18 protein-coding genes are annotated in these 19,639 nt (G+C 34.6%); 7 read left to right on the top strand and 11 right to left on the bottom strand.

Translation table 11 applies throughout. From position 1 onward, the window contains the following. Positions 1 to 114 precede the first annotated feature (114 nt). A complete protein-coding gene (locus KO527_RS01700; protein ID WP_216038667.1) occupies positions 115 to 1,602 on the top strand; it encodes a diguanylate cyclase in 1,488 nt (495 codons plus the stop codon). 209 nt (positions 1,603 to 1,811) lie between these two features. Beyond that, complete coding sequence (locus tag KO527_RS01695; RefSeq protein WP_042146724.1) at positions 1,812 to 2,039, top strand: hypothetical protein; 228 nt, start codon at positions 1,812 to 1,814, stop codon at positions 2,037 to 2,039. Between the two features lie 15 nt (positions 2,040 to 2,054). Here the strand turns inward: KO527_RS01695 and KO527_RS01690 are convergent, their stop codons facing one another. Continuing rightward, positions 2,055 to 2,984 (bottom strand): AEC family transporter, encoded by a 930-nt coding sequence (locus tag KO527_RS01690; protein ID WP_216038666.1) that lies wholly within the window; start codon positions 2,982 to 2,984, stop codon positions 2,055 to 2,057. 128 nt (positions 2,985 to 3,112) lie between these two features. Here KO527_RS01690 and KO527_RS01685 point away from each other — a divergent pair, with 128 nt between their 5' ends. Next, complete coding sequence (locus KO527_RS01685; RefSeq protein WP_216038665.1) at positions 3,113 to 3,523, top strand: YacL family protein; 411 nt, start codon at positions 3,113 to 3,115, stop codon at positions 3,521 to 3,523. A 59-nt stretch (positions 3,524 to 3,582) separates the two neighbouring features. Here the strand turns inward: KO527_RS01685 and KO527_RS01680 are convergent, their stop codons facing one another. The 8 genes from KO527_RS01680 to glnA all read right to left on the bottom strand — a co-directional run bounded on the left by KO527_RS01680 (position 3,583) and on the right by glnA (position 10,861). After that, positions 3,583 to 3,804, bottom strand: a complete 222-nt coding sequence (locus tag KO527_RS01680) for a hypothetical protein (protein ID WP_216038664.1) — start codon at positions 3,802 to 3,804, stop codon at positions 3,583 to 3,585. Between the two features lie 97 nt (positions 3,805 to 3,901). Beyond that, positions 3,902 to 4,180: a hypothetical protein gene (locus tag KO527_RS01675; protein ID WP_216038663.1), complete on the bottom strand. Its 279-nt coding sequence runs from the start codon at positions 4,178 to 4,180 to the stop codon at positions 3,902 to 3,904. 28 nt (positions 4,181 to 4,208) lie between these two features. Next, entirely contained in the window at positions 4,209 to 5,216 is a 1,008-nt protein-coding gene (locus KO527_RS01670) for a hypothetical protein (protein ID WP_216038662.1), read from the bottom strand. Between the two features lie 82 nt (positions 5,217 to 5,298). Next, on the bottom strand, positions 5,299 to 5,760 hold the full coding sequence (locus KO527_RS01665) for a cyclic nucleotide-binding domain-containing protein (RefSeq protein ID WP_216038661.1): 462 nt from the start codon (positions 5,758 to 5,760) through the stop codon (positions 5,299 to 5,301). 155 nt (positions 5,761 to 5,915) lie between these two features. Further along, positions 5,916 to 7,301 carry a nitrogen regulation protein NR(I) gene (gene glnG, locus KO527_RS01660; protein WP_042146710.1) on the bottom strand — a complete coding sequence of 462 codons (1,386 nt, stop codon included), beginning with the start codon at positions 7,299 to 7,301 and terminating at the stop codon, positions 5,916 to 5,918. Between the two features lie 61 nt (positions 7,302 to 7,362). Continuing rightward, positions 7,363 to 8,472 carry a nitrogen regulation protein NR(II) gene (gene glnL / locus KO527_RS01655; protein ID WP_216038660.1) on the bottom strand — a complete coding sequence of 370 codons (1,110 nt, stop codon included), beginning with the start codon at positions 8,470 to 8,472 and terminating at the stop codon, positions 7,363 to 7,365. Between the two features lie 246 nt (positions 8,473 to 8,718). Continuing rightward, entirely contained in the window at positions 8,719 to 9,261 is a 543-nt protein-coding gene (locus KO527_RS01650) for a DUF4124 domain-containing protein (RefSeq protein ID WP_216038659.1), read from the bottom strand. Between the two features lie 193 nt (positions 9,262 to 9,454). Continuing rightward, on the bottom strand, positions 9,455 to 10,861 hold the full coding sequence (gene glnA, locus KO527_RS01645) for a glutamate--ammonia ligase (protein ID WP_216038658.1): 1,407 nt from the start codon (positions 10,859 to 10,861) through the stop codon (positions 9,455 to 9,457). Positions 10,862 to 11,330: 469 nt separating this feature from the next. Between glnA and typA the strand changes: the two genes are divergently transcribed. Beyond that, positions 11,331 to 13,154 carry a translational GTPase TypA gene (gene typA / locus KO527_RS01640; protein ID WP_216038657.1) on the top strand — a complete coding sequence of 608 codons (1,824 nt, stop codon included), beginning with the start codon at positions 11,331 to 11,333 and terminating at the stop codon, positions 13,152 to 13,154. 88 nt (positions 13,155 to 13,242) lie between these two features. On the opposite strand, the gene KO527_RS01635 is transcribed toward typA, so the two are convergent. Continuing rightward, a complete protein-coding gene (locus tag KO527_RS01635) occupies positions 13,243 to 14,592 on the bottom strand; it encodes a VCBS repeat-containing protein (RefSeq protein WP_216038656.1) in 1,350 nt (449 codons plus the stop codon). Positions 14,593 to 14,725: 133 nt separating this feature from the next. Here KO527_RS01635 and KO527_RS01630 point away from each other — a divergent pair, with 133 nt between their 5' ends. Further along, the gene (locus KO527_RS01630; RefSeq protein WP_216038655.1) at positions 14,726 to 16,774 is read left to right on the top strand and encodes a winged helix-turn-helix domain-containing protein; all 2,049 of its coding nucleotides are present in this window, start codon (positions 14,726 to 14,728) and stop codon (positions 16,772 to 16,774) included. A gap of 199 nt (positions 16,775 to 16,973) precedes the next feature. Here KO527_RS01630 and KO527_RS01625 read toward each other — a convergent pair whose 3' ends face one another. Further along, entirely contained in the window at positions 16,974 to 17,615 is a 642-nt protein-coding gene (locus KO527_RS01625) for a DUF2959 domain-containing protein (RefSeq protein WP_216038654.1), read from the bottom strand. Between the two features lie 77 nt (positions 17,616 to 17,692). Here KO527_RS01625 and KO527_RS01620 point away from each other — a divergent pair, with 77 nt between their 5' ends. Next, positions 17,693 to 18,586 (top strand): virulence factor BrkB family protein, encoded by an 894-nt coding sequence (locus tag KO527_RS01620; protein ID WP_216038653.1) that lies wholly within the window; start codon positions 17,693 to 17,695, stop codon positions 18,584 to 18,586. A gap of 69 nt (positions 18,587 to 18,655) precedes the next feature. Then, positions 18,656 to 19,636: a prolyl aminopeptidase gene (gene pip, locus KO527_RS01615; RefSeq protein WP_216038652.1), complete on the top strand. Its 981-nt coding sequence runs from the start codon at positions 18,656 to 18,658 to the stop codon at positions 19,634 to 19,636. The last annotated feature ends 3 nt before the right edge of the window (positions 19,637 to 19,639 follow it).

Here is a 19,639-nt window from a genome sequence, read left to right as displayed (position 1 = left end):
CTTGATATAAAACAATATGAAATATTGCGCTTGAATTAAACTTTACATATCGGCAAGGAAGTTATTTCTGTATCAATTTGGATTGATTTCATTGTTTTATAGCAGAGGTTACGTATGTTTGATCATAAACGTATTGCTATCGGTTTTATTTCTATTGTACTGCTTGTTGTAGGGTTATCTTCTACATCCATTATACAGCTTGCTAGTATCACTAAAGATATGGATCAGCTTTATCAGCATCCATTTTCTGTTTCTAATGCAGCTAAAAGCATTAATTTCCACCTTGTTTCTATGCATCGGCATATGAAAGATGTTGTCTTGGCAAAAAATAATAAAGAGTTAAATTATGCAGTTAAGCAGGTGAGTTCTCACGAGCACTTAGCCCAGAAAAATTTTGATATTATATTCGAACGTTATTTAGGTGATAAATCTGATATTAATAGTGCTTATCGATTATTTATTAATTGGAAACCTATTAGGGATGAGGTTATTCAATTAATTCAGCAAAATAATATTCAAGCAGCTTCAAAAATCACTTTAGATAAGGGCGCTAAGCATGTGGGGAAATTAAACATTCAGGTGGATAAGTTTGTTAAATTTGCATTTGAAAAAGCCGAGGCTTTACATGTGAGAGCGCAGAAAAAAGAACGGTTTGCATTAATTGGTAGCATTGCTTTATCTTTTTTAGTTATTTCATTAGTAACCGGGTTTTTAGTATATTTATGGCGTAACCTAATTAAAGTGCAAAAAGAAAAAGCCCATAAAAATCATTTAATAGATCAGCATATTATGATTGCAACCTTAGATTTAGATGCAAATATAATAGATGCGAGCAATGCGCTTTGTCGATTTTTAGGCTGTACGCAAAAAGATTTAATAGGGCAACCTAGTCACTTCTTTGATAACTCAGTTGATGCAACTGAACAAGAATCAGCAATTTTTCAAGTTATCAAAACAGGTAAGCGTTGGCGGGGTGAAATACAACATCAAGTTGATAAGCATATTAGTTGGGCGAGTTCTTCAATTATCCCTAATAATGATGAGAATTATAATTTAATCGGTTTCACTAATATATTAACAGATGTGACAAATAAAAAATTATCAATAGAAGATCAGCTTACAACATTACTCAATAGGAGGCGTTATGGTGAGATTATAACAAGAGAAATGAAGCTTGCTCGGCGACAAAGTTATAATTTAACATTGGCTATTATAGATATCGATTTCTTTAAAAAATATAATGACTTATATGGCCATCCAAATGGAGATGTTGCATTAACTAAGGTTGCTCATACACTCAAAACGGCGATGCATAGACCTAACGATTACGCTTTTAGAATTGGTGGTGAGGAGTTTGCGTTACTATTTTCTGAGACTAATAAAGAAGATAGTGGGATATTTTTAAACAATATTAGAAAGGAAGTTGAGGCATTACATATTTCACATGCAGATAGCACTGTATGCGAATGGTTAACGATTTCTATTGGTGCGCAAATTATTCACTCAAATAATCAAATATCACCAGAACAGGCCTATATATTAGCCGACAAAGCGCTTTATAATGCTAAGGATAAGCGAAATAGAGTTGTAATAAATGACTAATAAACTTTTAACCAAGTTTTAGTGGTTTTAGCGAATTTAATATAGCGAAAAAAACCTAAGTTTAATTATGTTACTGATAAATAATAGAAATTAATTTTGGCATGACCCTTGTATTATTCATTATACAAGTAACTATTTGATATCAACGTATTATCAATTTATGATTTAAACTATTGATATCTGAGTTTAGAAGTAAAAGAGGACTATTTATGTCAGAGCAAGGTTCAGGCGGTAACGTAATTGCTGCAATTTGTAATGTTTTTTTCCCAGGTTTAGGCCAGTTAGTACAAGGTCGTATTATGTCGGCTTTAATTTTTGCAATTGTTGTATTTGGTGGATACGCATTATGGTTTTTAGTAGTGCCAGCAATCATAGGTGGTATCGCACATTTATGGGCAATCATAGATGCGGCTAAATTTGATAATCGTAGACACTAACTGATTTTACCTCACCTAAAGTAATACACTTAACCAAAAACTAAAGCTGATCAGTGACAGTACCGTTGACAATACAACGGTGCTGGCTAAAGTGGATTGATACTGCTTTAGCTGCACTGCAATCAAGTAGGCGTTAACACCGAGAGGGGACGCACTTAACAATACTGTCACAGCGAGTAATTCTTCATCTAATACTACAACGTATTTTCCTAATCCATAAACCAGAGCCGGCAATAATATTAGCTTTAAAGCACTCGCTAGCGCGCTCATTTGCCAGTCTTTACTTACCTTATAAAAACTTAAATTTGCACCTAACACAAATAATGCCCCTGTTAATGCAGGTTGTGATAATAATTCAAGTGCGCTATTTAATTGTGTCGGAATTTCAATTTTTAAGGCGTTAAAAATTAAACCTAAAGAAATACTTGAAACGACAGGGTTAAATAGTACGTTTTTAAAGAAACCTCGCCAATTAAAGCGACTGTTTTGATTGTTAATTTGGCTCAATAAAAAAGTAAGGGTAAACAATAAAGCACTGTGAAAGGTAATAATGAAAAACACACTGCCCATAACGTGTGCGCCAATGGCTGACATGATGATAGGCAAACCAACCAATACAGTATTGGAATAGCTGCTACATAAAGCGTAGGTTGCAGATGCGCTAAAATTTGAATTATTTTTCTGTGCTATGTATTTATTTAAAATAAAACCCAATGCAAAAATGGTTAAAACAGGAATATAAAAAACAATTAAAGCATCGGTATTTAAGCTTGTTTTTAAAGGGGCTTTATACATATTTAAAAATAAGAAAACAGGAATGCATAAATTAAAGATAAATTTACTGATCCCACCTATTTGATCTTTATTAAAAACTTTAAAGTGCGTGGCAAAAAAACCTGTAGACACTAAAAATAATAATGGAAAAATAATTGAAAAAGTTGTCATAAATGCACCTTATAAATATGCGGGCATTATGCCGTTAAAGCTGAGGTTGGCATAGATAATAAATACAAAAAATGATATTTGTGTATAATGCGCGACTCTTAAACGCAAGCAATATGATAGGTGGTTACATGGAATATGAATTTATTAGAGATCCTGATTTAGATGTTGTTGGCAAAGGATTTCAAGTTGAATTCTCTCATGAGCATCGCATTGTTGGCCGTTGGTTAATGGAAGAGTTTGGCACTGATTTAGACGAGTTACAAAAAGTCTTTGATTTTATGTCTGAAATTGAAGCTGCAAAAATTACTGAACAGTTTGTTTTAGGAAAAGAAATCAGTTTAAAGCTAAACCGTTATGAAGCCTTAATTGAAGCGAATGCACTGCATCAGCAAGAGCATGATTTATCTATTTATGAAGATGATGCATTAGAGCTTGATGAAAATGGTTTATCTGCTGGTTGTGGTTTTGAAGATTTTTTAGATATGCTTGAAGCGTGGCGTGATTTTGTAATTGATAATAATCGTAAACGCCGTCGCTAATTTGTTTCTAGAGGCGTATAAAAAGTCATTTATAAACTAATCTAAATGACTTTTATATTTTATGATTCAAAGTCCGGTAGTTGATATTCTTTTTCTTTTACTATGATTTTATAACTCATATCTTCTTTTTGTTCGATCAAGCCTGTTTCTTTATTTAGCTCCCAGACTAATTCTGGTTGTGCCTCAACGGTATAATCAGGGTATTGTGTATCTACTGTCACTTCACAGCCGCTTAAGCCAATGAGTGCACTTGCTGCTAATAATATATGTAAGTTTTTCATAAGTTTCTCTGTTTAGTTCCAGTTATTTGATAACTGAATAATAGAGAAATTTTTACACTTTAAATGTTCGCCAGTGATGAAAGGTAAAATTAAATGTTTAATGGTTGCTGATTACAGTAATCAGCAATTCAAGTGCAGTTTCAGTTAATGCATTTTCTTTAGTATCTAACTCTATCGCTTTATCAACCTCATTTAATGCGAGGCAATTTTTAATATCTGAATTGTCTGGTGGAATAGCGCTATCTTCTAGTGCACTCACATGCATTAAACAGTTATTAATTTTGGTATTTCGAATATGAGATGGCGATGTGCTAAGGCAACCTGAAATCATAAAGGCGCTTATTAAAATCACTGGTTTTATTAAGTGCAAATTCATTTTGTTGCCTCCTACTCATTATTCTAAATTATAGTTGTTTTTTAGCTTTCTTTTTTAATTTCTTATCGGTGGCATTGTTATATGCCCATTTAAATAAAGTTTCAGCTTCATCTTGTTGTTGGTTAAATTTATATAGCTGAGCTAAACGAAAATGTGCCCATTGATAACGCTCATCCTTAGGGTTGTTGACTTGTTCAATGTAATCTTTAAGTGCCTTTATACCTATATCTAAGTGCTCTTTTGTTTCATTGGCTATTCGACCTGTGTAATAGAGTGACTCTAAATGATTGTCTATTTCATATTGCTCTATTTTATTGGTTTTAGCATTTTTTTGGAGCGGTAATTTGCTGGCTTTAATAAAAAACTCTTGAGCTTTAGTCAGTTTTTCATCATTCCAATAGGCATGACCGATCGTTGTATGAACAGCGATATCTTTTGGAAACTGCTTTTGACCTTCGGCTATTATTTTCTTCAGGGCTGTATCGTTATCGTCTTGCATATAGTAGGAAAATTTGGCGTAAAAACCTTCTTTTTTATCAAGGGCATTAATTTTATCTACTAGTAATAGTCCTTGTTCCATATCACCTCCTGCGATTGAAGGGGCATTGATATAAAATTGCATTAACGCAGATAGATAATTTAGATTGTTTGGTTCAATATCTACTGCTTTTTTAAATCCATCTAGTGCTTTTCCTGCATAGCTTAATGCGCTAAAAATAGATGATTGTGCTTGCGCTGCCATAACGCTAGCGTAGACATAATTCGTTTTTGCGTGTTCAGCATTATTTTTTAATAAAGGTGAAATGATTTCTTCGGCATTGTCAAATTCTCTGATGCGATATAAGCTCTGAGTTAAGAATAATGACTCTTCAAATGAAGGCGATTTTTTAGCTTCGATTTGACTAATGATTTTATGATATTGTTTTTTTTCAAAAGCTTGCTCTAGAGATTTTAACTGTATAGTACCATTTGGCTCATTAGCTAATAAACAAGTTGAAAATAGCAGTATTGTTAAACTTAAAATTTTATTATTCATCAAGATAATCCATTATTTTTATATAGCATATCATCAACTGGTGGAAGAGTTGTTAAAAAGTGTACAAGTAAAATGATTTTAGTTATGACTGTTTTTTTTCTAATAACCGGCTTAATTGTTCAATGCGTTCACTCATACCTAAAATGATTTTATCTTTCATTTTTTCTCGGATCACTGCGGGTAATCGAGTAAGTGATTGTGGTGTGATGGCTAATAAGATGGAGTCTTCTAAAGCGCGCGCATTTATGCTGCGACTACTTTGGTTTATGAAGCCGCCTTCGCCTACAAACTCTCCTGGTAATACAGTTGCAAGCTCTACCATGTCGTTTTGGCGATACATAGTTAAGCTACCACTCAAAATAATATACAGGTTTTTATCATTATCGAATTGTTTAAATACAAAACGCTTTTGTTGCACTAAATAGAGCTTTGAAAAAGATTCTAATAAAATTTGTCGTTCGGCTAAATTTAAACTGTTAAAAAATCCCAGCCTGTTAGTGATTTCCATTTGTTTTATCAAAGGGATATGTTCAATAAGCTTCATGTATATATATTCTTTTTAAGGGCGGTTGTTCAAACAAGGAAAATTAACTAGTTTTAACATTATGGCAGATTTCTTTGGCTGTTAAACGAAATATTCCCGATATAAAGTATCGGGAATATAGAAGTAGATTTTAAAGAGCTGGATTAATCTCTTATTTAAGAAATATTTTGCTCTTTTAATTTTCGCGTTAAGGTATTGCGTCCCCAACCAATTTTAATGGCTGCATCTTGCTTATGGCCGTTACAATTAGCTAATGCGCTTTTAATTAAGCGTTCTTCTAATTGTGTTTGAATTTGTGGCCAAATATTTTCTTTACCCTGCTTTAACTCACTTTCAAGCCAAGTTTGAAATTCGTCTAACCAACTTGCTTTTGCTATGATGGCTTGTTCATCGGTTATTTCTTCTGGAAGGTCATCTATAGCGATAAGCTGCCCAGGCGCCATAACTGTAAGCCAGCGACACGAGTTTTCTAATTGCCTTACATTGCCAGGCCAATTAAATGATTGCAGCTTTTTACTTGCTTCTGGGCTAAGCACTTTGCATTCAACTTTTAAGTCTTTAGCACTTTTTCTTAAAAAGGTTTGCGCTAATATTTCAATATCTTCAGGGCGTTCACGTAATGGTGGTAGCTTTAATCTAACAACATTTAAACGGTGAAATAAATCATCTCTAAATTGCCCTTTTAGTACTAGATCTTCTAAATTTTGATGAGTCGCGGCAATAATACGCACATCTACTTTAATGCTTTGATGACCACCTACGCGATAAAATTCACCATCTGAAAGCACTCTTAATAAACGGGTTTGCACATCAAGTGGCATATCACCTATTTCATCTAAAAACAGTGTGCCACCATTAGCTTGTTCAAAACGGCCTTTACGTACGCTATCGGCACCTGTAAATGCGCCTTTTTCATGACCAAAAAGCTCTGACTCAACCAGCTCTTTAGGAATAGCGGCCATATTTAAAGCGATAAACTCTTTTTCACGACGCGGGCTGTGATTATGTAATGCTCCAGCGACGAGCTCTTTACCTGTACCTGACTCACCATTAATAAGTACACTCATACTAGATGCTGATAGTTTTCCGATAGCACGAAAAACTTCTTGCATAGCAGGTGCTTCACCTATGATGTCGGGGGTTTTTTTAGGTTCTTTTTTGACTTTTACTTTAATACGGCTATTTGCCCTATAGGCACTTTCTACTAATGCGATTGCTTCATTTAAGTCAAAAGGTTTTGCTAAGTACTCAAAAGCGCCTTTTTGAAATGCTTGCACTGCTGAATCTAGATCAGAGTGCGCAGTCATGATGATCACAGGTAGTCCCGGATTATCTTGCACTATACCCTCTAATAATGTCATACCATCCATGCCAGGCATGCGCACATCAGAAACCAATACGGTAGGCTGACTATATTCTAAGGCTTGTAAAACATCTTCTGCATTAGAAAAACTCTCAGCATGAAATCCTGCACGGGTTAATGCTTTTTCTAATACAAACCGAATAGATGCATCGTCGTCAACGAGCCAAACTGTTTTCATCTTTATTTCCTTTTTGTAGCTAGGAATTTATTTGTTTATTATTTTTATAATATGTATGCGCTTACAAGCTTAAAGGCAAATATATATTAAACTCTGTATGTCCAGGCCAACTTTCACAATCTATGTAACCATTGTGTTGGTCAATTAATGTTTGTGCAATCGATAACCCTAGGCCTGAACCGCCTTCTTTATTGGTCACCATAGGAAAAAATATTGTTTCTATTAGATTTTGATCTATCCCAGGACCATTATCTAATATTTGTATCTGTAATGCGTTTTTCATTGATTTGTTATGAACACGCATTTGATGGCGGATACGTGTTTTAATACGAATTCTACCTGGTTCACTATTAAGGGTTTCATTGCTAAGTATGGCCTGTTGCGCATTACGAACAATATTTAAAACCACTTGTTGCATTTTTCCTTCATCAATATTGATATCAGGAATACTCGGATCATAATCTTTGATTAATTTAATATGATTATGATTTTCTAACATGGCTAACTTAATAACAGATTCTAAAGTTTGATGAATATTACAATCTGTTTTTTTCAGTAATTGATTTGGTCCTAATAATCGATCGACCAATTCTGTTAACCTATCAGTTTGCTCTATGATGAGATTGGTACATTCATCACGTTCACTCTGATAAGTTTCATACTGCAATAACTGCGCCGCTCCACGAATACCACCTAAAGGGTTTTTGATTTCATGGGCTAATCCTCTAATTAAGGTACGCGCTGCAATATGTTGATGCATCTGATGCGACGCTTGATCGTGTTTTATTTCTTCATCTAATCGACGACACTCTAATAAAATGAGACTTTGATCATCATCGGTAATTAATCGAGAACTTAACGCAATTTTTGCATGGCGAGAATCTATAAAAACCACGTCAGCTCTATGTTGATGGCAATCTATACCTTGCTCTAATGTATGGCTGCATATTCTTGATACATCAATTGTATGGTGGCTAAATAAGGCGTTAAATTCTTGTCCTATAAATCGCTTTTCGCCTAAAGCAAATAGCTCTTTTGCACTTTCATTGGCGTAAATGACGATTAAATCTTGGTTGAGCAAAATGACAGAGGTCGTTAAATTTTTCCAAGCAGAATGTAATAATTCAGAAGAATGTATATTTTTATTATTAATTGCATCATTAGAGAACATGTTTGCACCAATTTAGTGCGTAAGTATTTTGATGAATAAAAACACGATACTTAAGCGGGTTTAGTTTTATACCAGTTCTATTAAGTTAGTGAGCAAATATAAATTTAGGATATTTAGATTGGTCATATATTTATTGGAATTGGTATCAATATAATACAGTTTAATTTACCTTAAGTAGCGCTGAATACGTAGTCATTTTAGAGCTGAATTTTAGAAGATTTTTACAGTGATTGGTATTTAGAAAATTCAAGAACCTGATATAACAGAACGACGATGTAAGAATAGGGTAATGCTTTTGCTTTTGGCGAGCGACTTGCCTTTGTCATCAATAAGTCCAAGTTGAAGTTGATGCTCGCCACGGTCGATATTTCGAATTACAAATAAGATAGAAGCTTGTGGGTGCCCGTATTTCGCGCCATCTAAATAGAGTTGGACTTTATGCCCAGGAATAAATCGAGGTTCTATTCGTCCGCTTATATGGATCGAGCCAGTATTATCTCTTATTGTTTCTTCATGAATAGGGCTTGTAATGTCGATGGTGTACTTAATCGCTTTATTTTTTTTATCGCCATATAAAATACTAGTATCAACCGATTTCATTTCAATGGCTTTACTATTAAGTTTTATTTCTTCTGCGTCAACTTCGGGTTGTGGAGTATCAGAGAAAACAAGTACGCCTTTCGCGTCTCGCCAAACATAGATTTTTTTAGGCGCAGCAAAGCTTTGATGTGTAAAAACACACAAAAAAATACTCAGCAGCATCGCTGTAAAACCCATTTTTAAACCCACTTTGGCATCCTTGTTATTTTTATTTTGGTTATGCGAATAAAGCCCTAGCTTAAAACTATAGCAAAAAATTAACATAACTGCGCTAACTCTAACCGATAACAGGAATTTTTTCCATAAAAAAAGCCTGCATAAGCAGGCTTTTGGAACACACATTAAAATAGTTTTTTAAGCTAGGCTTAAAATAAGCTGCAAATTAACAGCTGTAGTACATTTCAAACTCAACTGGATGAGTTGTACTGTTTAATTTTTCAATCTCTTGATTCTTAAGATCAATATAAGCATCAATTAAGTCGTCAGTGAATACACCACCTTGTGTTAAGAATTCACGGTCAGCATCTAGTGCTGCTAACGCTTCTTCTAAAGAACCTGCAACTGTTGGGATTTCAGCTGCTTCTTCAGCAGGTAGGTCGTATAAATCTTTGTCCATAGCATCGCCAGGGTGGATCTTGTTTTTAATTCCGTCAAGACCAGCCATTAACATAGATGAGAATGCTAAGTATGGGTTACCTGTTGGATCTGGGAAGCGAACTTCAATACGACGTGCTTTAGCTGAAGGTACCACTGGAATACGGATTGAAGCTGAACGGTTACGTGCTGAGTAAGCAAGCATAACTGGTGCTTCGAAACCTGGTACTAGGCGTTTATACGAGTTAGTTGATGCATTTGCAAATGCATTGATTGCACGAGCATGCTTGATGATACCGCCAATGTAGTAAAGTGCATCTTCAGAAAGACCACCGTATTTATCACCTGCGAATAAGTTAACACCGTCTTTAGCTAATGACTGGTGACAATGCATACCAGAACCGTTATCACCTACAACAGGCTTAGGCATAAATGTTGCTGTTTTACCGTATAAATGCGCCATGTTATGGATAACATATTTCATTTCTTGGATTTCATCAGCTTTAATTACCATAGTATTAAAGCGAGTAGCTATTTCGTTTTGACCTGCAGTTGCTACTTCGTGGTGATGTGCTTCAACTACTTGACCCATTTCTTCAAGTACTAAACACGTAGCTGAACGCCAATCTTGGAATGCGTCAACTGGAGCAACTGGAAAGTAACCACCTTTAACACCAGGACGATGACCTGTATTGCCGCCTTCGTAATCTTTATCTGAATTCCAAGCAGCTTGCTCAGAATCAATTTTGTACATAGAACCTGACATATCAGTTTTGTATTTAACGTCATCAAATACGAAAAATTCTGGCTCAGGACCAAATAAAACAGTGTCTGCAATACCTGTTGAGCGCATGTAATCTTCAGCACGTTTAGCAACAGAGCGAGGATCACGTTCGTAACCTTGTAAGTCAGAAGGCTCTACAACGTCACAACGAATGATTAAAGTTGTTTCTTCTGTGAAAGGGTCTAATTTTGCAGAGTCTGCGTCAGGTAGTAATACCATGTCTGATTCGTTGATACCTTTCCAACCAGCAATTGAAGAACCATCAAACATTTTACCGTCTTCAAAAAACTCTTCATCTACTTGATGATGTGGGATAGATACGTGCTGTTCTTTACCTTTAGTATCAGTGAAACGTAAGTCAATAAACTTAACATCGTTTTCCTTGATAAGTTCTAAAACCGAATGTGACATGTGTGTCCTCCAACGTGATTTGGGTTACTTTTATATTTGATTTTTTTTACTTGAACTCATTAAGCTTTTTTTGTGCCAGTTTTGTAACTTAATGATATCTAGAAGTATTGTTTGTTTTTTTATATTAAGAAATCATACGGTTGCACTAATATGATCACCTACTGCACATTATTGGTGCAATAAAATATAAGCCATAGAGTATAGCGAGTTATTTAGACTATTGTTTGATTTGAATGTTTTTTTATAAATAGATGCTTAAAAATCAACCAGTAATGATTTAATTTAAATTATTTTTAATTTTTACATTGGATAAACTTTCATCCGTGCCATTATTAGGGGATAATATGCGACCAATTTTTATCTCTATGCTGAGAAGCGTCATCTTATTTTAATATTGTTAAAGTAAGGTAACGGCAAATAGCGTAGGTCTTTTTAGGATCAGCGAGATTAAATTCTCTGAGACAATTTTATGAGCATCGAACAGTTACGTAATATAGCCATCATCGCGCACGTTGACCACGGTAAAACAACTTTGGTTGATAAACTACTTGAGCAATCAGGTACTTTAGAAACACGTGGCGGTAATGAAGAACGTGTAATGGACTCTAATGATATTGAAAAAGAACGTGGTATCACAATTCTTGCAAAAAATACTGCAATCGAATGGAAAGATTACCACATCAACATCATAGATACTCCTGGACACGCCGATTTTGGTGGTGAGGTTGAACGTGTACTTTCAATGGCAGATTCTGTATTGCTATTAGTAGATGCTCAAGAAGGTCCAATGCCACAAACGCGTTTTGTTACACAAAAAGCATTCGCACAGGGTCTTAAGCCTATCGTTGTTATCAACAAAATCGATAAGCCTGGCGCACGTCCTGATTGGGTTATGGATCAAATCTTTGATTTATTCGATAACTTAGGCGCTACAGATGACCAGTTAGACTTCCAAGTAGTTTACGCTTCAGCTATCAACGGTTGGGCAACTATGGATTTAGACGATAAATCTGACAACATGGAACCTTTATTCCAAGCTGTTGTTGATAACGTAGCACCACCAGTAGTTGATTTAGATGGTGCATTCCAAATGCAAATATCTCAACTTGATTACAACTCATATGTTGGTGTAATCGGTGTTGGTCGTATCAAGCGTGGTAATGTTAAGCCTAACCAAGCTGTTACTATCATCGGTGAAGATGGTTCTACACGTAATGCTAAAATTGGTACAGTTCAAAGCTACTTAGGTCTTGAGCGTATCGAAACTGATGAAGCATTCGCAGGTAACATTGTAACTATCACTGGTTGTGGTGAACTTAAGATTTCAGATACTGTTTGTTGTCCAAATGAAGTTGAAGCATTACCACCGCTAAGTGTTGATGAGCCAACTGTAACAATGACTTTCTCTGTAAATAACTCTCCTTTCTGTGGTAAAGAAGGTAAGTTTGTTACTTCACGTAACATCCTTGAGCGTTTAGAAAAAGAATTAGTTCATAACGTAGCACTACGTGTTGAAGAAACTGAAAACCCAGATAGCTTCCGCGTTTCGGGTCGTGGTGAATTACACTTAGGTATCTTAATTGAAAACATGCGTCGTGAAGGTTTTGAGCTTGCAGTATCACGTCCACAAGTAATCATTAAAGACATCGACGGTGTTAAATCTGAACCTTTCGAAACAGTAACAATTGACTGTGAAGAAGAGCATCAAGGTTCTATCATGGAGCAATTAGGTTTACGTAAAGGTGAACTTACTGATATGGCACCAGATGGTAAAGGTCGTATGCGTATGGACTTTATGATCCCAAGCCGTGGCTTAATCGGTTTCCAAACTGATTTCATGACGCTTACTTCAGGTTCAGGTCTTATGTACCATACATTCGATCATTACGGTCCTCATAAAGGTGGTGAAATCGGTCTTCGTAAGAACGGTGTAATCATTGCAAATGCAACGGGTAAAGCACTTACAAATGCATTATTCAACCTACAGCAACGTGGTAAATTATTCATCGGTCACGGTGTAGAAGTTTACGAAGGTATGGTTATCGGTATTCATAGCCGTGATAACGACCTTACAGTTAACGCGCTTAAAGGTAAGCAGTTAACTAACGTTCGTGCATCAGGTACTGATGAAGCGCAAACACTTACTCCGCCAATCTTATTGACTCTTGAGCAAGCGCTTGAGTTCATCGATGATAACGAGTTAGTAGAAGTAACGCCTGAAAACATCCGTATCCGTAAGCGTCACCTTACTGAAGGTGAGCGTAAGCGTGTAGGTCGTGCTAACAAAGATTAATTTTTAATTAAATGCTGTGAAGTTTAGCTTCACGCTTTAATTTAAAATTAAAAAAACCCGCTAATTTAGCGGGTTTTTTGTTGGTTTTTTAGTGTGTTTTTCTTTTGTTTAAAGTTAAAAATCCCAGCAATAATAAAGTAAAAAAGAGACTTCCTCCTGATGATTTATTATTAGCTTGCTTTGCTTGAGCGGGGTTGCTTGGGGTTGTTGCTACAGGTTCTTCGGTAAATGTTGCTGTGACAGTTATATCTGCTTCAGTTGAAATAATACAATCTTTATAGCTTATTGTAGGGAAGTAATAAAATATTTTACTATTAAATTCACCTGTTGCCACATCAATATAACCATCTTGATTATAATCTCCAAATGTCGTGGCTGTTACGCCTTCACTTGGACTGATAATTATATGAGGCGAAGAAAACTGATCGTTACTTTTACCATATAATACGTTTAATCTTGATGGTCTATAATGTGCTGCTAATACATCAATGAAACCATCATTATCTATATCGCCAAATGCAGCACCATATGTACCACCCCCTATATCAACAACAGTTCTTTTTCCTGATTTATAAAGTGCAACCTCACCATTTTCAATTTCAGCTGAAATAATCGATATTTGGTCATTTTCCTTATGGATATCTATTGTCATTGCTGCATGATTAGATACTTTATTTTCTGCAAAAAATTGATCTCCTGTATTTATATGCCATTGTGTAATAGGTGAAGCAATACTAGTTACTAATGTGGATAAATCACCCGATATATCTGCTGTAAATGAAGAGATTAAGAAATCGGCTAAATCATCATTATTTTTATCAGCGATAGCAAATGCATAAGGTCTTGCATTATTAAAGCTAAAATTTCTATTAAATGAAAAATCGCCATTACCATCATTCACATACATTTTTATAAAGCCACTACCATATTCAGCGACAAATATATCTAAGTCGCCATCCGCATCCCAATCAAATAAATCAAGCGCTGTGGGGTAATTTAGATCATTTACTACATTTCTTGTATCAAAGGCGTTGCCGCCTTCATTGATTTTTACAGTCACTTGCCCATTGAATAAGCTAATTGTGACTAAATCATCTAAATTATCATTGTTGAGATCCCCGGTGAGTAATGTTTTTGCACCACCAGATGCGGTTCCTAGGGTCTTATAGCTTTTACTGATAACAGCCTCTGAACCTGAATCACATTTTTGGTCACTCCATCCAGAAAAATCCCAACCTGAATTAGCTGAAGCAACAAGGGTATTTTTAGATAAATCGTTGGTCACTACACAATTTTCAGTGCAATTAATATTGGCTTCTTGTGCTACGACTTCTCCTTTGCCTTCTAAATTAATCGTAATATTTGCAGCTTGGATTTCGTGCGGAATCATTACAAAAGTAGCGGTTAATATGCATGATTTTAGGTATGTTTTTGTCATCTTTCATCACAAGTTAATAAAAAGTTAATCTTTTATATACGGATTAACTATTAAAGCTATAATCTTGATATAATGTATTTATTATGGATTTATTTTTATTTAATATCAGTATCTTAGCTAGGTGGTGTCAGTTTTGAAAAGTTATAAATTAGGAGCGTATTTAGTACAACCAAAGCATAATAAGCTTAAATTAAATGAAACTGAATTTAAAATTGAACCAAAAATAATGCAGGTGTTATGCTTTTTAGTACAACATAAACAAGAGGTGCTGAGTCGTACTGAAATAGCGCAAGCCTTATGGCCTGAAACTGTAACAGGTCCTGAAGTTGTAACGCGTGCCATTTTTGAGTTGAGAAAAGTCTTAAACGATGATCCTAAAAATCCTATTTATATAGAAACAATCGCTCGTAAAGGGTACTGCTTTATTTTTGATATTGCGCCAGATGCTGTTGAGGGCGATACTAAAAAGAAGCTAATACCTGCAAAAAATCACCTCATATTACTGTTATTGTTAACACTGGGCTTTATGTTTATTGGTTCATTAATGTATCAGCAAGATGTAAAAAAAATCAAAATGAAACCATCTATACTGACTAATGATAGTTTTTATTCTGATATGCCTGCTATTTCCCCTATGGGTGATCAAGTATTGTTTACAAGAAAAGCTAATTCTACAGAACAATATAATCAGTTAGTGATTATGGATTTATCAACGTATCAAGAAATAGAAATAACCCAAACAGATGCTGAATATAAAAAGCCAATTTGGTCACCAAATAGTAAATATTGGTTTTATATAAAATGCAAAGAACGAAATCTATGTTCTATTATCAAACATGACATAGCCAGCAATATCACCGAAATTATCTCATCTAAAAAGCATAATATATTTCATTTTTCAGCTTCTGATAATGGCAATTATTTTGTTTTATCTGTGATGAAAAATAGTTTAATGCAGTTGGTTTTACTTAACATTAATGAAAATACTAAGCTTACTTTAATCGAAACAAGGGATAAGCTTATTAGCTTGCCGACTTTTAATTTTGATAATAAATCATTTTTTTACGTATCTACTGTAAGGGGTGGCGTATCAACTATTTATCAATATGATATTTTGAAAAATGATTCTTCTGAAGTATTGTCAGGTTTTAGTCGCATAACGGGTTTATCTTTAAAAGATGAACAAACTATGTGGGTATCTGGCAATATAAAAGAGAAAAAAGGAATATGGGAACTTGATTTAAATAGTGGTGAATTATTATCTATTTATGAAACTTTTCCTGGATATACACCGACTTTAGTAACCAGTAAACCAGGTTTTAATTCTTTAATTTTTAAGAACTTTACTAAAAATATAGCACTGCATAAATCTGACAGTAAGACATTTACAATAGATAAGAATGTCAATAGTACTATGATTGATATCAATGGTGTTTATGCCAGTAAAACTAATTCGTTATATTTTGTTTCGAATCGAAATGGGTTTTACGATATTTGGCGCTCTCGTTATAATGAAGTTCAAAAAATCTCTAATATAAAGGCCAATATGATTGAACGGCCTATCTTAAATCTACAGCAAAATAAACTTGCAACAGTGTTTAGGAAAGACCTTAAATCTGAGATTATGGTATTAGATTTAACAAACAATTTGGAAATTGGCCATATAAATATTCCAAAACATATATTTTTGTTATCTTGGTCGAATGATCAAAAGTATCTTTATTTTAGTAAGCGCGAAAATGGTCAGTACAATATATATAAGTTACATGTTCAAACTGGAGATTATAAAAAGATCTTAGTGGATGCTGGTGCAATTATGCAAGAAAGCAAAAGTGGAGGCTCACTCTATTATGGTGATATGGAGCACAAGCAACTTGTAGAAAAAACATCATCAGGTGAAGTCAAAGTTATTTTTAAGTTGCCTGAAAATGAAAGAGGATTAGTACCTCACAAAATTAAACTAGTGGAAAATGGTCTGTTTTATATATCAAAGCAGCAAGATAAAACTATCTTGAAATATTATTCATTTCAAGATAGTACTTTGATCGATTATATGGAGTTACCATTAGACGCGTATGTAACAGATATTGTATATGATGGTGAAGTGTCAGTAATATATGATCTATTTAGCAATATGAATGCTAACTTGATTCAGTTGACTGAGATTGAAGAAGGTGAGTAACCCAATTATGGGCTGTTTTTTGATTGAATTTTGTTGGTGATACTGTGATTCAAGTGTGTGATTTTGTAGCTGGACTTTAGTCTTGCATCTTTTAAATAATGTAGAGCTGCTGAACTTCTGTGTGTCTTTTCAGATCTAAAATCTAGGCACAAAAAAGGCTTCATTAAGAAGCCTTTTGTGTTCATTAAACAGCTTAAACTTAACCTTGGTTCATTTGCTCTATAAATTTATTTGAATCTAAAATTGAGCTGTTCATATCTTTGATTAATGATTGAATATCACGTTTTAAATTAGTGAACTCACCTTTGATTGCGCTAATAGCTTGTGCGTTAAGGTTATGTTTTAAATATAAGGTATTGTCTTTCAGCGCAGCTAAAACTGGTGCCATTTTAGTTTCTGACTTACGCATAGAACGTAGTAGTTTACTAAACTGTCTTTGCGTCGCGCTTAGCTTTTTTTGGCTTTCACGTTTAAGGGTTGCGCTTTGGTATTGCTCAAGTTCAGTTTCCCATTCATCAAATAATGCGGTTGCGACGTCTTCAACTTTGTTGATCCTGTTAGATACATCTTTGGCTGCAGATTCGCTAGCGATGTAATCATCATTTAATTGCTCATATACGCTTTGTAATTCGCCGCCGTCAAAGTTAATTAATGTACTTAAATGTTCTAAAGATGATTGAAATTGTTTTTGTGATTCTTCTTGAGATTCTTTAGCTGCTTCCACTCTATCAACTAAAATATCTCTTTTATGAACACCTACTTTTTCCATGGCAGAATAATAAGCAGTTTGACATGCAGTTAATAAAAGCAATGTAGTGCCTATTAATAATATTTTTTTCATTTGAATAATATCCTTGAATTTTAATCACACTTAATAATGCTATTATAGAGTATCAGACAACTAACTAATAATAAAAAATGCAACAGAAACTAGACCTTACAATTGATAAGTTTAAATTATTTTTGCACCAGCAATCTATATGGTGGAAAGCCTATTTTTCAAGGTGTCAGCAAGATCAAATTACCGTTAATGCTGGATATTTGGCTTATGTGACCTTATTGTCTTTAGTGCCTATGATAGCTGTGGGAGTAGCAATTTTTTCAGCTTTTCCGGTATTTGAGTCTTTTCGAACCGGCATTGAAAATTTTATTTTTAATAATTTTGTACCAACTTCAAGCGATGCGATTAAAGAACATATTAGTGCTTTTGCGGGTAATGCCAGCCAAATGACGAGTGTGGGTATCGGTTTTTTAGTGGTGGTTGCATTATTTTTGATCCGAAATATAGATCTGACACTAAATAAAATCTGGCGAGTAAGAACTAAGCGCAAAGCTATTTTTTCATTTGCGATTTATTGGATGGTGTTAACTTTAGGACCTGTTATTTTGGGGGCAAGCTTAGGTGTGACTTCATATTTAGTTTCCCTTGCGAGTATTGCAGATCAAGAAATTCCAGGTTTTAGTGGTTTTTTATTGAAGTTATTACCATACATGATCTCAATGGCTGGGTTTATTCTGCTTTATACCTTAGTACCTAACGCTGATGTGCCTTTAAAATGTGCTTTTCCGGGAGCATTATTTGCTGCTGTTTTATTTGAATCAAGTAAAACTGGATTTGCTTTATATATGAGCCATTTTCCATCTTATGAAGTAATTTATGGTGCATTAGCAACTGTGCCTATTTTATTTGTATGGGTTTATTTGTCTTGGATTGTGGTGCTTCTAGGTGCTGAGTTTACTGCTTCTCTTCAAGAGCAGAAAAAAGAGCAGCATTTAAAAAGGGCTTTATTAGAAGAAACTACATTAGACTAACCTTGGTTTTATGATCTATAGCTATACTCTTTGTATTGGATTAAAAAGTTACAATACAAAGGGAAAGCAATGCCGCAATTATATGGTGTAGAAAAAGCCCGCAGAAGCTATCATTTGGCTGTTGGCGAGGGTCATCAAATTCATGTAGAAGAATATGGCTTAGAAGATGGTATTCCTGTTCTGGTATGCCATGGAGGCCCTGGTAGTGGTTTAAATCCACTGAGTTGCCGCTATTATAACCCTGAGCATTACCGCTTGATTCTTTTCAGTCAAAGAGGTTGTGGTTTATCAACTCCGCATTTCAAGTTACAAGCTAATACAACCGCACACTTAATTGCTGATATTGAACTACTAAGAACCTCTTTAGATATAGCGCACTGGATGATCACCGGAGAGTCTTGGGGCGCAACGCTTGCATTATTATATGCCATTGAATATCCAGATAAGGTATTGGGCTTATTGTTGAGGAGTACTTTTTTAGCACGTAAACAAGATTTACATTGGCTATTTGGTGAATTAGGCGCACCTGCGCAAGCATTTCCTGAGCAGTTTGAAAGCTTTAGAGCGAGCCATCATAATGTAGCCGCTACTTTAGAGTATTATAAACATCAACTAAATATGGATGATGAATTAGCCTGTATTAAAGCTGCTAAAGCATGGTGTGAATGGGAGTCGGTATTATCAGGCATGTATCCAAATCATAATGCAGACTTACATTTAGTGAATAAAGAAAAAGTATTAGATGTATCGCGCCTAGAGAATCATTATTTTACCCATGACTTTTTTATCGAAGATGATTTTATTTCAAATAACATAGATAAATTACAACATATTCCAATGTGGTTTTTACATGGTCGCCAAGATTTAATTTCGCCTTTTGCAGGCATATACCATCTGACAAAAAAATTATCGCACAATCCAAATATTAAATTGGATATATTAAATGATGTGGGGCATAGTTCAGAAAATATAAATTATGCCAATGCAATTAGAATTGCATCTGACATGTTTTATTGTCTAATGATAAAGCGATTTAAAAAAGGTAATTAAATA

Source organism: Pseudoalteromonas sp. C2R02 (assembly GCF_018860845.1).
Classification (GTDB): Bacteria; Pseudomonadota; Gammaproteobacteria; order Enterobacterales; family Alteromonadaceae; genus Pseudoalteromonas.
The sequence above is the reverse complement of the archived record's forward strand: the minus strand, read 5'-3'. Positions and strand labels throughout refer to the sequence as shown.

Coding starts and splice junctions, on each gene's coding strand:
- KO527_RS01680 (WP_216038664.1), bottom strand. CDS start 3,804: ATGAAAAACTTACATATATTATTAGCAGCAAGTGCACTCATTGGCTTA.
- KO527_RS01695 (WP_042146724.1), top strand. CDS start 1,812: ATGTCAGAGCAAGGTTCAGGCGGTAACGTAATTGCTGCAATTTGTAAT.
- KO527_RS01690 (WP_216038666.1), bottom strand. CDS start 2,984: ATGACAACTTTTTCAATTATTTTTCCATTATTATTTTTAGTGTCTACA.
- KO527_RS01700 (WP_216038667.1), top strand. CDS start 115: ATGTTTGATCATAAACGTATTGCTATCGGTTTTATTTCTATTGTACTG.
- KO527_RS01635 (WP_216038656.1), bottom strand. CDS start 14,592: ATGACAAAAACATACCTAAAATCATGCATATTAACCGCTACTTTTGTA.
- KO527_RS01620 (WP_216038653.1), top strand. CDS start 17,693: ATGCAACAGAAACTAGACCTTACAATTGATAAGTTTAAATTATTTTTG.
- KO527_RS01675 (WP_216038663.1), bottom strand. CDS start 4,180: ATGAATTTGCACTTAATAAAACCAGTGATTTTAATAAGCGCCTTTATG.
- KO527_RS01670 (WP_216038662.1), bottom strand. CDS start 5,216: ATGAATAATAAAATTTTAAGTTTAACAATACTGCTATTTTCAACTTGT.
- glnG (WP_042146710.1), bottom strand. CDS start 7,301: ATGAAAACAGTTTGGCTCGTTGACGACGATGCATCTATTCGGTTTGTA.
- pip (WP_216038652.1), top strand. CDS start 18,656: ATGCCGCAATTATATGGTGTAGAAAAAGCCCGCAGAAGCTATCATTTG.
- typA (WP_216038657.1), top strand. CDS start 11,331: ATGAGCATCGAACAGTTACGTAATATAGCCATCATCGCGCACGTTGAC.
- KO527_RS01665 (WP_216038661.1), bottom strand. CDS start 5,760: ATGAAGCTTATTGAACATATCCCTTTGATAAAACAAATGGAAATCACT.
- KO527_RS01625 (WP_216038654.1), bottom strand. CDS start 17,615: ATGAAAAAAATATTATTAATAGGCACTACATTGCTTTTATTAACTGCA.
- KO527_RS01685 (WP_216038665.1), top strand. CDS start 3,113: ATGGAATATGAATTTATTAGAGATCCTGATTTAGATGTTGTTGGCAAA.
- glnA (WP_216038658.1), bottom strand. CDS start 10,861: ATGTCACATTCGGTTTTAGAACTTATCAAGGAAAACGATGTTAAGTTT.
- glnL (WP_216038660.1), bottom strand. CDS start 8,472: ATGTTCTCTAATGATGCAATTAATAATAAAAATATACATTCTTCTGAA.